Genomic DNA, 13,745 nt, shown 5'->3' with positions numbered 1-13,745 from the left:
TGTCGCGCCACGCCGGTCGCGATGCGCCGCGCCACGCCAGGAGACATCCATGCAAGCCTTCGCTTTCCATGCCGCCAAATCGGTGCTCGTCGCGCCCGGCACCGCCGGCCAATTGGCGGACCACGTCGCGCGCCTGGGCGCGCGCTCGGTGCTGGTGGTGACCGACCCCGGCGTCGCCGGCGCCGGCCTGGTGGATCCCGTGCTTGCCGCCCTGCGGCAGGCCGGCCTGGCCGTCTCGTGCTTTGCCGACGTGGTGCCCGAACCGCCGGTGGACGTCGTGCTGCGGGCGGCGGAACAGGCCCGCGCCAGCCAGGCCGAATGCGTGGTGGGATTCGGCGGCGGCAGTTCGCTGGATGCCGCCAAACTGGCCGCCCTGCTGGCGGCCAGTCCGGTTCGCCTGGAGGACGTCTACGGCGTGGACAAGGTCCGCGGCGAACGCCTGCCGCTGATACTCGTTCCCACGACGGCGGGAACCGGTTCGGAAGTCACGCCCATCGCCATCGTGACCACCGGCGAGAACATGAAACAGGGCGTGGTGTCGCCTGTCCTGCTGCCCGACATCGCCTTGCTCGATGCCGACCTGACGCTGGGCCTGCCCGCGCCGGTCACCGCCGCCACGGGCATCGACGCGATGGTGCATGCCATCGAGGCCTACACCAGCAAGCGCCTGAAGAATCCCATGTCCGACAGCCTGGCGCGCGAAGCGCTGCGGCTGTTGTCGGCCCATATCCGCCGTGCCTGCGCCAGCCCCTCGGATCGCGAGGCCCGCCAGGCCATGCTGGTGGGCGCCTGCATGGCGGGCATGGCCTTCGCCAACGCCCCCGTCGCGGCCGTGCACGCATTGGCGTATCCGGTGGGCGCGCGCTTCCATGTGCCGCACGGGCTTTCCAATGCGCTGGTGCTGGGGCCGGTCCTGCGCTTCAACCTGCCCGCGGCGCTGCCGCTGTACGCCGAGCTGGCGGAACAGGTACTGCCCGGCCTGGGCGGCTCGCCGGAGGCGCGCGCGGCGACGCTGATCGAGACGCTGGAGACCCTGCCCGCCGAACTCGGCCTGCCGGCGCGCCTGGGCGAGGTGGGCATCGCCGCCGGCGACATCGACACGCTGGCCGACGACGCCATGCGGCAGACCCGCCTGCTGGTGAACAATCCGCGCGAATTGGGCAGGGACGACGCGGCCGCGCTGTATCGGCAGGCCTTGTAGGCGAAGCGCGGCAATCCGATCAGGTCCTCCCTGGATCCAGCGCGCGCAAAACTATCTTAAAAAGAGAATTTGAATAGCGGTAGTATCCCTTTTGAAGAACCAGGATCCCACGCCGATGGACATCGCGGAATTGGAAATCTTCCGGGCGGTTGCCCAGGAACAAAGCGTCACCCGCGCCGCCAAGCGCCTGCGGCGCGTGCAGTCCAACGTGACCACGCGCGTCAGGAATCTGGAAGAGGACCTGGGCGCGGCGCTGTTCCAGCGCGGCGGCCGCCGCATGGTGCTGACGCCGGAAGGCCAGCGCCTGCTCGACTATGCCGAGCGCATCCTGGCGCTGGCCGCGGAAGCGCGCCAGGCCGTGCGCGATGAAGCGCCGCGCGGCCCATTGCGGCTCGGCTCCATGGAAGCCGCCGCCGCCAGCCGCCTGCCGGGCGTGCTGGCCAGTTTCAACCGCAAATGGCCGGCGGTGCATATCGATATCAGGACGGGTACTACCCAGGCGCTGGCCGATGCGGTGTGCGCCCATCGCCTGGACTGCGCCATCGTGGCGCATCCGGATACCGGGCGGCCCGAACAGGCCGATATGGGCCGGCTCGGTCCCGAACTGGAAGGCAGCTATCTGTTTTCCGAAAAGCTGCTGCTGGTGGCGCCGCCGTCCCATCCGCGCATCCGGCGCGCGCGCGACGTGCGCGTGCGCAACATCGCGGCCTTCGGGCAAGGCTGCACGTACCGGAACTGCGTGGACGAATGGCTGGCGCAAGACGGCGACAGCCTGGATGGCTGGGGCATCGTGGAGCAGGGCTCGTATGCATCCATCCTGGCCTGCGTCATGGCCGGCACGGCCGTGGCCGCGATCCCGCAATCCGTCTTCGACATGCATCCGGCCGCCGCCGGCGCCACCACGACGTTCCTGCGCACGGTCAACAGTTTCCTGATCCGCCGCGCGGGATTCGGCACATCCGCCTACAAGGCCTTTTATGGGGAAATGCGGCGCCTGGCAGGCTGACGCCACGCCCGTCCGACGATCGCGCTTCCCGCCACGAGCTTTCCGTATCCCTTGCCAAGGAGCCCATCATGCCGAGCCGATTCCACACCCCGCTGACCGAACGCCTGGGGCTGTCCACACCCGTCATCCAGGCCCCCATGGCCGGCGTGACCACCCCGGCCCTGGCCGCCGCGGCCGCCAATGCGGGGGCGCTGGGTTTCCTGGGCGTGGGCGCGATGACGCCGCAGGCCGCCAGCAAGGCGATCGCCGATACGCGCGCCCTGACGCAGCGCCCCTTCGGCGTGAATGTGTTCTGCCATGTCCCCGCCGTGGCCAACGCCCAGGCGGAGGCCGCCTGGCTATCCTATCTGGCGCCGGTGTTCCGCGAGTTCGGCGCCGAGCCGCCCGCATCCCTTGGCGAGATCTATAAAAGCTTCGTCCAGGACGATGCGATGCTCGATGTCTTCGTGACGCAGCGGCCCGCCGTCGTCAGTTTTCATTTCGGCCTGCCCGATGCATCGCGCATCCGGGCGCTGCGCGATGCCGGCATCTACCTGATGGCCAGCGCCACCAGCCTGGAAGAGGCCTTGCGCATCCAGGACGCGGGCATCGACGCGGTCGTCGCGCAGGGCTATGAAGCGGGCGGCCATCGCGGGGTATTCGATTCCCAGGCGCGCGACGAACGCCTGGGCACGCTCGCGCTGACCCGCTTGCTGGCGCGCCATCTGCGGATCCCGGTGGTGGCGGCGGGCGGCATCATGGACGGGGCCGGTATCGCCGCCGTCCTCGCGCTGGGCGCGCAGGCCGCGCAGCTGGGCACGGCCTTCGTGGCCTGCCCGGAATCGTCCGCCGACGCCGCGTTCCGTGTCGCGCTGACGGATCCCGGCGCGGTAACCGCCATGACGGCCGCCATCTCGGGCCGTCGCGCGCGGGGCCTGTACAACCGCCTGATGCGCCTGGGCGAAGCGCCGGACAGCCCACCCGTGCCGGACTACCCCATCGCCTACGACGCGGGCAAGGCCTTGAACGCCGCCGCGAAGGCGCGGGGCAACAGCGACTTCGCCGCGCAATGGGCGGGGCAGGCGGTCAGGCTGTCGCGGGCCTTGCCGGCGGGCGAACTGGTTGCGGTATTGACGGATGAACTGGAACAGTCCCTGGCCGGCTTGCGCGCCTTGGCCGGATAGTGCCCGGCCGGCGGCGGAGAGGGCGCCGCCTGGATGCCTATTCGCCGCCGCTTTCGGAATCGAAGTGCGCCAGCAGGTCGCGCAGCAAAGGGCCGATGGCGCGCAGTTCTTCGAAATGCGCGGCCGACAGGGCATCCAGTTTGTCCTGCGCCAGGCGCGTGAGCCCCACCTTCACCTTGCGCCGGTCGCTCGTATCCGCATGGCGTTGTACCAGGTCCATGCGTTCCAGGCGGTTGACCAGTTCCCCGGCGCTGTGCGGGCGCAACAGCAGCCACTCCGCGATTTCGCCCACCGTCATGGTTTCTTCGGGGGCCGCCTTGATGGCGAGCAAGGCCTGGTGCTGCTGAGGCGTCAATCCCCGTTCGGCGGCGGCCGTCTCGCTGAAGGCCGTGAACTGGCGCAGGGTGAAACGCAGGCGCGCCAGCGCGACGAAATCGGCGGGCTGCAGCGTGCGGCCGGAAGCGGTGTCGGCGCGTCCGGCCGGCATCGCCAGATGGGGACTGGGAAAACGCGACATGCCGGCTATGGTACAGCGGGAGTGCGGCGGACGTATCAGTTGGCCGGGCGCCGCGCGATTCTGGCGGTGTACCAGAACGACCAGGCCACCAGCGCCGCCACGACCAGATAGCTGACGGCGGGGACCGCGGCAAGGAAGTGCTCGAACGGCCAGTCCGCGCGCGACCACAGGCGCCACCAGCCCTCGAAAAGAAACGCCGCGCCCCAGGCGGCCGTGAGCACCGCGGCCGGGCGGCCGGAAGAAGACCCGGGGCCCTGCGGCAGCACTGTCAGGAAGACCGGCCGGCGCAAGGCCAGCGAAGCCAGGAATACGACGCCCATGACGGCGGACCAGGCCGAGCCCCATATCGCCCAAAGCCCTTCCGCCACCACGATGGCGCCGACGGCATAGCACAGCGCCACGCCGATCAATACCGTTTTCAGTAGCCGGTCCATACGCCCGCGCCGGATGCGGCACACGACCGCGTAAACGACGGGTACGGCCCCCGCCACGATGACCGCATCCGGAAAATTGCGGTGGTACTCGGTCAGGCGGTATAGGAGCCATGGCAAGGGCACGCAGGCAAGAAACTCCAACGGTTTGCGCATGGAGCGAAGCTCCCGATCAAAGCGACGCGGAAGTGTATCCCAGTTCGGCTAACACTGTTTTCCGTAAAAAGGAATTTTTTTATTGATTTTTCGGCGGTTGCACGGCCGTTCTGTTTCTTTTGTGCAACATTCGCCCCGATGCGCATCGCCGTGGCCCCGAATGCCGGGCGCCGCGACAGGCGTGGGGAACCGGCCGCGGTGCTGTCGCGAAACGTTCCCCGCAAGGGACATCCCGTCGGGGAAGGGCGGCCGCGAAGAGGCGGCCGACGCGTAGGGGATGCCCTACAAAAAGTATCCCTCAAACGCCGATAGAGGCCGGCAGGGCATGGCGGGCACAATTCCGTTCAACCGCGGCATGGAGCAGACGCGTGCCGCCAACGAACCCTTTTCCCGGGAGAGCCGCCATGGATACCGTACACCCCCTCATGCACGACTCCTCCGCCTTCACCGCCGGCGGCGCCGCGTGGCGCGAGGATGGCGCGGCGGCCACGCATCCGGCTTCATCGCGGCTGCCTTGCGACAGTTGCGGCGCCCGCAAGCTCTGCCAGGCGGCCCAGCTTTGCCGGGGCGGGCAGGATAGGCCCGCGGGCCTTCCGCTTTGCGCGCGCAAGGTCAGCGCCGGGGAAGCCGTATTCCGTGCCGGCGACCCCTTGCGCAATCTGTACGTGTCGCGTGCCGGCACCTGCAAGAGCATCCGGCTTTACCGGGATGGTCGCCAGCAGATCACCGGTTTTCACCTGGGCGGAGAATTCCTGGGCATGGACGCCATTGCCACGGGCCGCCACGAAACCGAGGCCGTGGCCCTGGAAGACATGATGGTGTGCGTGCTGCCGTATCGCGAGATCGAGGCGCTCGCCGACGAGTTCACCGACGTGCGCCGCGGCATGGAGCGCATGCTGAGCCGCGAAATCGTGCGCGAGTCGAAACTCCTCATGCTGATGGGCAACCTGAACGCGGAAGAGCGCGTCGCGGCCTTTCTCGTGGACCTTGCCGACCGTTACGCCGAACGTGGCTACTCCGCGGTTTCCTTCACCTTGCGCATGAGCCGCGAGGAAATCGGCTCGCACCTGGGCATGAAGCTGGAGACCGTCAGCCGCATGTTCTCGCGCCTGCAGCAGCGCGGCCTGATCGCGCTGCACGGCAAGCAGGTCCGCATCCTGGACCTGCCGGCGCTGCGCCAGGTTTAGCCGACGGCGCATATCGCCCCGCGCACGCCGCGCGTGGCCGGCATACAGGCGTTTTTCAGGGCGCCGCTCTTAGAGTGGCGCTTTTTTGCAGGCCCGCCGATGTCCGCCACCCCCGACGCCCCGTCACTTTCCGGCCCTCAATGGCTTGCGCTGGGACGCGCCCTGCATGCGTCCGGGCGGCATGCCGAAGCGGTTCACGCGCTGCAACAGGCGGCCGTCCAATTGCCCCTGGCGGTGGAAGTCTATCGCGCGCTGGTCGAGGCGCTGGACGCCAGCGGCCAGGTGGCCGACGCGGCCTCTGCCCGTATCGGCATCGATGCCATCGAGCGCCGGCGCGCGATCGATCTGTTCGAGATCGGCCGCGTCTACGCGCGGCATCGGCAGTGGAACGCGGCCGGCCACTGGCTGGAGCGGGCGCTGATGATCGATCCGCTGCTGGGCACGGCGCGACTGTGCATGGCATGGGTGCTGCGCCAACTGGGCCGGCAGAACGGCGGCGCGCGCGATGTCCATCGCCGCTACCGCCGCGAACCGGCCTTCGCGCGGGCCAAGGCGGCCACCCCGCGCCGCACGGTGCTGATTCTGTGCTCGTCCGGCTTCGCCAACGTGCCGTTCCGTCATCTGCTGCCGCCGGCGCTGAACCGCGTCATCCGCTGGGTGGTGGACCTGGGGCTGATCGGCCGGGGGCGCGGACACGGGCCGCTGCCGCGGCGTTACGACCTGGCGTTCAATGTGGTGGGCGATGCCGACCTGGGCGTACCGTGCCGGCAGGCGCTGGCGGACTTCGCCGCCACCGCGCGGGCGCCGCTGCTGAATCTGCCGGATCGCATCGAACGCACGACGCGCGAGAATATCGGCGCGCTGCTGCAAGGCATCGCCGGCATCGACGTTCCCACCACGATACGCTGGCATCCCGCGCAGCCGGCAAGCGTGCACGACGCCATCGCGGCGGCGGGAATGTGCTATCCCGCGATCGCCCGGCCGGCGGGCGAGCATGGCGGCAGCGGGGTGACGCTGCTGTCTTCCGCGGCCGACACGGTGGCGCCGCCGCCCGGCACGGACATGTACTTGACCGCATATCGCGACTACCGGTCGGCGGACGGCTACTACCGCAAATACCGGGTCATCTTCATCGACGGCGAGCCCTATCCCTATCACCTGGCCATCGGCAGCCAGTGGCTGCTGCATTATTTCTCGGCCGACATGCTGTCCGATGCGTGGAAGCTGGAGGAAGAGCGCCATTTCCTGGAGGATCCGCGCGCGGTGCTGGGCACGCAGGCCTGGGAGGCGCTGCGGCGCATCGGCGGCCGCATGGACCTGGACTACTGCGGCATCGATTTTTCCCTGCTGCCGGACGGCCGCATCCTGGTATTCGAAACCAACGCCACCATGCTCGTGCATCCGGAAGTCGAACAGGACGGCCTGCGGTTCAAGAACCTCTACATCCAGAAGATCTTCGACGCGTTCGACGCCCTGATGCGGCGGCGCTGCGCGGGCGCGGGCTGACTGGCGGCTGCTTACGCAGCATGGACGGGCGTGGCCGGACGGCGTAAATTGCGCTGTATCCGCGGTCCCGCGCCGCTTCGCGCGGCACCTTCGTTGCAGCCCCGGGGCGCGGCCACTACCTGGCCGGCGTTCGCGCCGCAAGGAGGCGATATGGCGCAGGCTGATCGCACGGACATCGCGCGGATCTTCTTCCTTATCGTCGTGCTGTCGGCCTTGCTGGCGGGCAGCCTCTATATCGTGCGGCCCTTCGTTCCCGGCTTCATCTGGGCCGGCACCATCGTGGTGGCGACCTGGCCGCTGCTACTGGGCCTGCAGCGGCACCTGGGCAACCGGCGCTGGCTGGCGGTCCTGGTCATGATGGCGGGACTGGTGGTGGTGATGGCACTGCCGCTGTACCACACCATCACGACGCTGGCGGACCGCGCCAACGACATCATCGGCGCCATCCGCAAGCTGCCCACCTACGCCTTGCTGCCGCCTCCCGCCTGGGTGCACGATATTCCGTTGATCGGCTACCGCACCGCCACGGAATGGCAGAAGCTCTCCGACGCCGGGCCGGGCGGGCTGCTCGCAAGGATAGAGCCCTACCTGACGACGGGCGCCCGCTGGGCGCTGGGCCATGCCACGGTGCTGGGCGCCTTCATGATCCACATGCTGGTGACGCTGGTGTTCTCCGGCATCCTGTATGCCCATGGGGAGGCCGCGGCGGGATTCGTGACGCGCCTGTCCGTCCGGCTGGCCGGGCCCTCCGGCGCGGTGGCGATCCGATTGGCGGGGCAGGCGGTGCGGGCGGTGGCGCTGGGCATCGTGCTGACCGCGGTCGTGCAGGCCGCCCTGGGCGGCGCCGGGCTATGGCTGGCCGGCGTGCCGGCGGCCGGCATCCTGACCGCCATCATGCTGCTGCTGTGCGTCGCACAGATCGGACCCTTGCTGCCCATGGCGGTGGGCGTCATCTGGCTATACCGGCTGGACGCCAACATTGCCGCGACGCTACTGCTTTTGTGGTCCATCTTCATCGGCACCATGGACAACGTGCTGCGACCGCTGCTGATCAGCCGCGGCGTGCGCCTGCCGCTGCTACTGATTCTGTGCGGCGTGGTGGGCGGATTGCTGGCCTTCGGCCCGGTGGGCCTGTTTATCGGGCCCGTCATCCTGGCGGTGACGCAGGTGATGCTGCGCACCTGGGTCGATGGCGTGCCGTCATCGCCGGCCCTGGCCAGCGAGGCCGGCACGCCGGACGAAGCGCCAGCCATGGCGGCCAAGGGCGCCGATAGGACGGTATGGAAACGGCCGGCATAAAGGCTGCCGCCGATCGCCATCGTTACTAACGTGGGGCGATAGTTCCATTGCGGGCGCTTGCGGCCCGGGGATATCACCCCTCGCGAACGTAGTCCGGATATCGCTTGCAGATGTCGTCGACCTGGCTCAGGGTGCCCGACAGGTGTTCGCGCAGCGCTTGCTGCGCGCGCTGCGCGTCCTGGGCGACGATGGCGTCCAGCACGCGCTGGTGGTCCTGCAGGATGCGCTCGGCCTTGCCGGCTTCCGGCAGGTGCAGGCGCCGCAGCCGATCGACGTGGCCGCTGTAGCGCTGTTCCAGTTCCCATAAACCGGCCACGCCGGCGGCCTCATGCATTTCGCGGTGAAAGGCCTGGTCCGCCGCGATGAATTGCGCGTACTGGTTGGCCGCCAGGCCGGCGCGCTGCAGGTCGATGTGGGCCTGCAGGCGCGCGGCCAGCAGCGGGTCGGGGCGCTGCGCCAGCAGGTGGACGATTTCGAGCTCCAGCGAGCGGCGCAGGAAATGGGCTTGGCGCGCGGCCGCGATATCGATGCGGCTGACCTCGGTGGTGTGCTGGGGAAAGATGTCCACCAGGCCTTCCTCGCTAAGCCGCAGCAGGGCGTCGCGGATCGGGGTCTGGCTCAGGCCGAAGGCTTCGGCCAGCTCCGGCCGCGGCAGCACCGTACCGGGCGCGAGTTCCAGCGACACGATCAGTTCGCGCAGCTTCTCGAAGACCTGCGGGGCCGCGTGGCGCGAGCGGTCCAGGCGCAAGGTGGAAAGGGTTTCCGTCAGGGACATGGCGTCGTGGCGGGGCCGGGCGCCGGCCGTGGGGCGGCGCCGGGCGCGGCCAAGGTTAGGATACGAATCGGGACCGGAATTGTAGCGGCTGGGGTGCGTTGACATACTAATACATTAGTGTTTCAATGCCCTCGAGACAAGCCTTGCCGCGTCCGGCAGCCCGATAAAACCTATACGAGTGGAACCCATGACACGTACTTACGAGAGCCTGCGCAGCGCGCGCTGGATGGCCAAGGACGACCTGCGCTCCTTCGGCCACCGCTCGCGCATGATGCAGATGGGCTATGCGCCGGAAGACTGGGAAGGCCGGCCCATCATCGCCATCCTGAACACCTGGTCCGACCTGCAGCCTTGCCATATGCACTTCCGCGAGCGGGTCGCCGACGTCAAGCGCGGCGTGTTGCAGGCTGGCGGCTTCCCCGTGGAGCTGCCCGCTTTGTCGGTGTCCGAATCCTTCGTCAAGCCGACGACCATGCTCTATCGCAACATGCTGGCGATGGAAGCCGAAGAGCTGCTGCGCAGCCACCCGGTGGACGGCGCGGTGCTGATGGGCGGCTGCGACAAGACCACGCCGGGCCTGCTGATGGGCGCGCTCAGCGCGGGGCTGCCCTGTGTCTACCTGCCGGCCGGGCCCATGCTGCGCGGCAACTGGAAGGGCAAGGTGCTGGGGTCGGGTTCGGATGCCTGGAAGCTGTGGGACGAACGCCGCGCCGGCAACATCAGCAAGGCCGAGTGGACCGAAGTGGAAGGCGGCATCGCGCGCAGCTACGGCACCTGCATGACCATGGGGACGGCCAGCACCATGACGGCCATCGCCGAGGCCATCGGCATGACGCTGCCCGGCGCGTCCTCCATTCCGGCGGCCGACGTCAACCATATGCGCATGTCGGCCGAATGCGGCCGCCGTGTCGTGGAGATGGTATGGCAGGACCTGACGCCGCAAAAAATCCTGACGGTCGCCTCTTTCAAGAACGCCATCAACGTGGCCATGGCCATGGGCTGTTCCACCAATGCCATCGTGCATCTGGTCGCCATGTCGCGGCGCGCCGGCTGCGCCGTGGGGCTGGACGATTTCGATGCGGCCAGCCGCAAGGTGCCGGTCATCGCCAATATCCGTCCGAGCGGCGATACCTACCTGATGGAAGACTTCTACTACGCGGGCGGGCTGCCCGCGTTGATGAACCGCCTGACGCAGCACCTGGACCTGTCCGCCATGACCGTGACCGGCAAGACGCTGGGCGAGAACATCCGGGGCGCGGAGGTCTACAACGACGATGTGATCCGTCCGCTGGACAAGGCCATCTACGACGAAGGCGCGCTGGCGGTGCTGCGCGGCAATATCGCCCCGGACGGCTGCGTCATCAAGCCCAGCGCCTGCGCGCCGCGCTACCTGCAGCACACCGGCCCGGCCCTGGTCTTCGACGACTACCCCAGCATGAAGGCCGCGGTGGAGGACGAGAACCTGGATGTCACCGCAGACCACATCCTTATCCTGCGCAATGCCGGTCCGCAGGGCGGCCCCGGCATGCCGGAGTGGGGCATGCTGCCCATTCCCACCAAGCTGGTGAAGCAGGGCGTGCGCGACATGCTGCGGCTGTCGGATGCGCGCATGAGCGGCACGAGCTACGGCGCCTGCATCCTGCACGCGGCGCCCGAGGCCTATATCGGCGGTCCGCTGGCACTGGTGCGGACGGGCGACCTGATTACGGTGGACGTGCCCGCGCGCCGCATCCACCTGAACATCAGCGACGAGGAAATGGCCGCGCGTCGCGCCGCCTGGACGCCGCCGCCGCGCCGCTACGAGCGCGGCTACGGCTGGATGTATTCCAAGCACATCCTGCAGGCCAATGAAGGCTGCGATTTCGATTTCCTGGAAACCGGATTCGGCGCGCCGGTCTCCGAGCCCGAGATTTTCTAAGGAGTTCTTCGTGTCGCAACTCAAACCCGATACCAAGGCCAGGCTGGAGCAGGTCAGCACGGCCACGCTATGCACCGCGCTGTTCAAGCGCGGCCTGCGCAACCAGTTCATCCAGAACGTGCATCCGCTGAACGGCGATTTGCCGAATATGGTGGGCTTCGCCTTCACGCTGCGCTATATCCCGGCGCGCGAGGACCTGAACCACATCAAGGTGTTCGAGGACCGTACGCATCCCCAGCGCGTGGCCGTCGAAACCTGCCCGGAAGGCGCGGTGATGGTCATCGATAGCCGCAACGATGCGCGTGCCGCATCCGCCGGCTCCATCCTGGTGACCCGCCTGATGAAGCGCGGCGCGGCCGGCGTGGTGACCGACGGCGGTTTCCGCGATTCGCCCGAGATCGCCAGGATGGGTTTCCCGGCCTATCACCAGCGGCCCTCCGCCCCCACCAACCTGACGCTGCACCAGGCGCTGGATATCAATGTGCCCATCGGTTGCGGCGACGTGGCCGTGTTCCCGGGCGACGTGGTGGTGGGCGACGGCGAGGGCGTGGTCGTCATCCCCGCGCACATGGCCGATGAAATCGCCGCGGAAGCCACGGAAATGACCGCATTCGAGGATTTCGTCACGGAGCGCGTGCGCGAAGGCGCCTCCACGCTGGGGCTGTACCCGCCCACCGATCCGGCGTCGCGCGAAGCGTTCGCGGAATGGCGCAAGGCGCGCGGGCGCTGATGGAGCCGGCAGGGTATCCGGCCTGGCAAAAGCGGGCGCGGGCGCGCCCGCGATAAACGCGACAAACACGATAAGCAAGACATAAGCATTACCCGCCGCGGTACGACGGCTCTTTGTTCGGCGCTTCCCTGGCAAGGCGCGCCGGGGTCCGCTTCGTCCCGCGAAAAGCCGTATTCCACCCGCGCGGCACGGGTCCGCGCGGGCCAATAGCAAACAGCGATAGACAGGAGACAACCATGACATCGCAACGACGCAGGGCGCTTGCCGCCTTGGTGGGCGCCGGCTTGCTGGCGAGCCTGGGCGTGCCCGCGCACGCCGCCGATTGGCCGCAGCAGAAGCCGATCTCTTATGTAGTGCCGTTCACGCCGGGCGGGTCGACCGATGTGGTGGGCCGCGTGATCGCGCAGAAGCTGTCCGAGCGGCTGCACCAGTCCGTGGTGGTGGAGAACAAGCCGGGCGCGGCGGGAGCGATCGGCGCGGCGTATGTGGCCAAGGCGCCGCCCGATGGGTATACGCTTTTCGGCGGGACGATCAGTACGCACGCGATCAACCCCAGCCTGTACAAGAACCTGAGCTATGACCCCGTCAAGGATTTCGAACCGGTATCGCTGGTGGCGACGCTGCCAAATGTGCTGCTGGTGGATCCCAACCTGAAACTGAAGTCGGTGGCGGATCTGATCGCATTGCTGAAGAAGGACCCGGCAAAGCGCACCTTCGCCTCGTCGGGCGCGGGGACGTCCACGCACCTTACCGGGGAGCTGTTCGCCCAGACCATAGGGGTGCCGCTGACCCATATTCCCTACAAGGGCACGCCGCCCGCGATGGTGGACGTGTCGTCCGGTAACGTGACCTTCATGTTCGACCAGATGACCGCCGCCTTGCCGCTGCTGCAGCAGGGCAAGTTGCAATTGCTGGCCGTGACCACCGCCAAGCGCATCCCGCTGGCGCCGGACGTACCCACGCTGCAGGAAGCCGGCGTGCCGGGGTTCGACGTGTCGTCGTGGCAGGCGGTTTATGCGCCCAAGGGCACGCCCAAGCCCATCGTCGACCGTTTGTCCAAGGAGATCGCCGCGATCCTGAAGGAGCCCGATGTGCAGGAGAAGCTCGGCAAGACCATGGGGATGGAATTGGTGGGCGGGTCGCCGGAGCAATTGCGGGACCTGATGGCCACGGAAATTCCGCGCTGGGCGGAGGTTGTGAAGAAGTCCGGGGCCAAGGCGGAATAGCAAGAAGACCGGGTCGGTAGTGCCGTCCTTCGACCGCGATGCGGAGTTGGTTGCTCGTGCCGTCTGTTGGTGATGCGGAAGCGGTTTGCTGATGCCGTCCGTTGGTGGTGCAGGATCGGTTTGCTTATGCCGTCCGTCGGGGGTGATGCCTGGCGGCGGCGGCCCAATCGGCCGGTCCAGCGCCTTCGCGCTGGACTCCCGCTTCGTCTTCTTCGTCCGGCGGCCGAAGGGGCGGCGGGGTTCTTGCGGTTTTTTTGCCCGGCCGACCTCCCTTCAGAAGCCCTCGCGCGGCCTCAATGGGCCGCCGCCGCCAGGCATCACCCCCGCCGGACTCCGATGTGCCTTAACCACGGATGCCGCGGCGGGTGGTTTGCTTGGCACTTCGTCGGGGGCTGCGTTTGGCGTAGAAAGCCGTTTTGCGCCCGTCACGTCGTGGCCGCCCAGCGCGACCACGACGCGACCTACGCAGCATAGGCACGCCACCGGTGCGGGAGCGCGTCGGGCGTCGATGACAAGAGGAAGCTGCATTGTGTGGCGGATGCCGAATGGGGGTTGTCTTCGCGGGCCCCCAGCCGTCCCGCGAAGACCTCCGCACCGTGCCTTGCCGAGGTCGCCAGCATGGCGGGGATC

12 protein-coding genes are annotated in these 13,745 nt (G+C 68.2%); 9 read left to right on the top strand and 3 right to left on the bottom strand.

What is annotated here, in order from left to right:
• Nucleotides 1–49: 49 nt before the first annotated feature.
• From BAU06_RS14355 to BAU06_RS14345, 3 genes are all read left to right on the top strand, one after another.
• Nucleotides 50–1,201 (top strand): iron-containing alcohol dehydrogenase, encoded by a 1,152-nt coding sequence (locus BAU06_RS14355; RefSeq protein WP_066350311.1) that lies wholly within the window; start codon nt 50–52, stop codon nt 1,199–1,201.
• A gap of 115 nt (nt 1,202–1,316) precedes the next feature.
• Entirely contained in the window at nt 1,317–2,207 is an 891-nt protein-coding gene (locus BAU06_RS14350; protein WP_066359075.1) for a LysR family transcriptional regulator, read from the top strand.
• 68 nt (nt 2,208–2,275) lie between these two features.
• Complete coding sequence (locus BAU06_RS14345; protein ID WP_066350309.1) at nt 2,276–3,370, top strand: NAD(P)H-dependent flavin oxidoreductase; 1,095 nt, start codon at nt 2,276–2,278, stop codon at nt 3,368–3,370.
• A gap of 37 nt (nt 3,371–3,407) precedes the next feature.
• Here BAU06_RS14345 and BAU06_RS14340 read toward each other — a convergent pair whose 3' ends face one another.
• Nucleotides 3,408–3,887, bottom strand: a complete 480-nt coding sequence (locus BAU06_RS14340) for a MarR family winged helix-turn-helix transcriptional regulator (protein WP_415834858.1) — start codon at nt 3,885–3,887, stop codon at nt 3,408–3,410.
• A gap of 35 nt (nt 3,888–3,922) precedes the next feature.
• Nucleotides 3,923–4,474, bottom strand: coding sequence for a DUF3159 domain-containing protein (locus tag BAU06_RS14335; RefSeq protein WP_156770231.1), 552 nt, complete (start codon nt 4,472–4,474; stop codon nt 3,923–3,925).
• 404 nt (nt 4,475–4,878) lie between these two features.
• Between BAU06_RS14335 and BAU06_RS14330 the strand changes: the two genes are divergently transcribed.
• The 3 genes from BAU06_RS14330 to ydiK all read left to right on the top strand — a co-directional run bounded on the left by BAU06_RS14330 (nt 4,879) and on the right by ydiK (nt 8,466).
• On the top strand, nt 4,879–5,661 hold the full coding sequence (locus BAU06_RS14330) for a helix-turn-helix domain-containing protein (RefSeq protein ID WP_082993690.1): 783 nt from the start codon (nt 4,879–4,881) through the stop codon (nt 5,659–5,661).
• A 99-nt stretch (nt 5,662–5,760) separates the two neighbouring features.
• On the top strand, nt 5,761–7,167 hold the full coding sequence (locus BAU06_RS14325; protein ID WP_066350305.1) for a tetratricopeptide repeat protein: 1,407 nt from the start codon (nt 5,761–5,763) through the stop codon (nt 7,165–7,167).
• A 150-nt stretch (nt 7,168–7,317) separates the two neighbouring features.
• Nucleotides 7,318–8,466 (top strand): AI-2E family transporter YdiK, encoded by a 1,149-nt coding sequence (gene ydiK / locus BAU06_RS14320; RefSeq protein WP_066350303.1) that lies wholly within the window; start codon nt 7,318–7,320, stop codon nt 8,464–8,466.
• 73 nt (nt 8,467–8,539) lie between these two features.
• On the opposite strand, the gene BAU06_RS14315 is transcribed toward ydiK, so the two are convergent.
• Complete coding sequence (locus tag BAU06_RS14315) at nt 8,540–9,241, bottom strand: GntR family transcriptional regulator (RefSeq protein ID WP_066350301.1); 702 nt, start codon at nt 9,239–9,241, stop codon at nt 8,540–8,542.
• Nucleotides 9,242–9,428: 187 nt separating this feature from the next.
• On the opposite strand from BAU06_RS14315, the gene araD reads away from it, so the two are divergent.
• The 3 genes from araD (at nt 9,429) to BAU06_RS14300 (ending at nt 13,115) form a co-directional block, all read left to right on the top strand.
• Entirely contained in the window at nt 9,429–11,159 is a 1,731-nt protein-coding gene (gene araD / locus BAU06_RS14310; protein ID WP_066350300.1) for an L-arabinonate dehydratase, read from the top strand.
• Nucleotides 11,160–11,169: 10 nt separating this feature from the next.
• Nucleotides 11,170–11,889, top strand: a complete 720-nt coding sequence (locus BAU06_RS14305) for a ribonuclease activity regulator RraA (RefSeq protein WP_066350296.1) — start codon at nt 11,170–11,172, stop codon at nt 11,887–11,889.
• Between the two features lie 236 nt (nt 11,890–12,125).
• Complete coding sequence (locus BAU06_RS14300) at nt 12,126–13,115, top strand: Bug family tripartite tricarboxylate transporter substrate binding protein (protein ID WP_066350293.1); 990 nt, start codon at nt 12,126–12,128, stop codon at nt 13,113–13,115.
• Nucleotides 13,116–13,745: the final 630 nt, after the last annotated feature.

The organism is Bordetella bronchialis, assembly GCF_001676705.1.
In the GTDB taxonomy this organism is placed as follows: domain Bacteria; phylum Pseudomonadota; class Gammaproteobacteria; order Burkholderiales; family Burkholderiaceae_B; genus Bordetella_C; species Bordetella_C bronchialis.
This window is presented reverse-complemented; position numbering and strand designations above follow the sequence as displayed.

Bases quoted from the DNA above. Each gene is read 5' to 3' on its own strand.
- BAU06_RS14345 (WP_066350309.1), top strand. From the start codon at position 2,276: ATGCCGAGCCGATTCCACACCCCGCTGACCGAACGCCTGGGGCTGTCC.
- BAU06_RS14325 (WP_066350305.1), top strand. From the start codon at position 5,761: ATGTCCGCCACCCCCGACGCCCCGTCACTTTCCGGCCCTCAATGGCTT.
- BAU06_RS14300 (WP_066350293.1), top strand. From the start codon at position 12,126: ATGACATCGCAACGACGCAGGGCGCTTGCCGCCTTGGTGGGCGCCGGC.
- BAU06_RS14350 (WP_066359075.1), top strand. From the start codon at position 1,317: ATGGACATCGCGGAATTGGAAATCTTCCGGGCGGTTGCCCAGGAACAA.
- BAU06_RS14330 (WP_082993690.1), top strand. From the start codon at position 4,879: ATGGATACCGTACACCCCCTCATGCACGACTCCTCCGCCTTCACCGCC.
- BAU06_RS14355 (WP_066350311.1), top strand. From the start codon at position 50: ATGCAAGCCTTCGCTTTCCATGCCGCCAAATCGGTGCTCGTCGCGCCC.
- BAU06_RS14315 (WP_066350301.1), bottom strand. From the start codon at position 9,241: ATGTCCCTGACGGAAACCCTTTCCACCTTGCGCCTGGACCGCTCGCGC.
- BAU06_RS14335 (WP_156770231.1), bottom strand. From the start codon at position 4,474: ATGCGCAAACCGTTGGAGTTTCTTGCCTGCGTGCCCTTGCCATGGCTC.
- araD (WP_066350300.1), top strand. From the start codon at position 9,429: ATGACACGTACTTACGAGAGCCTGCGCAGCGCGCGCTGGATGGCCAAG.
- BAU06_RS14340 (WP_415834858.1), bottom strand. From the start codon at position 3,887: ATGTCGCGTTTTCCCAGTCCCCATCTGGCGATGCCGGCCGGACGCGCC.
- ydiK (WP_066350303.1), top strand. From the start codon at position 7,318: ATGGCGCAGGCTGATCGCACGGACATCGCGCGGATCTTCTTCCTTATC.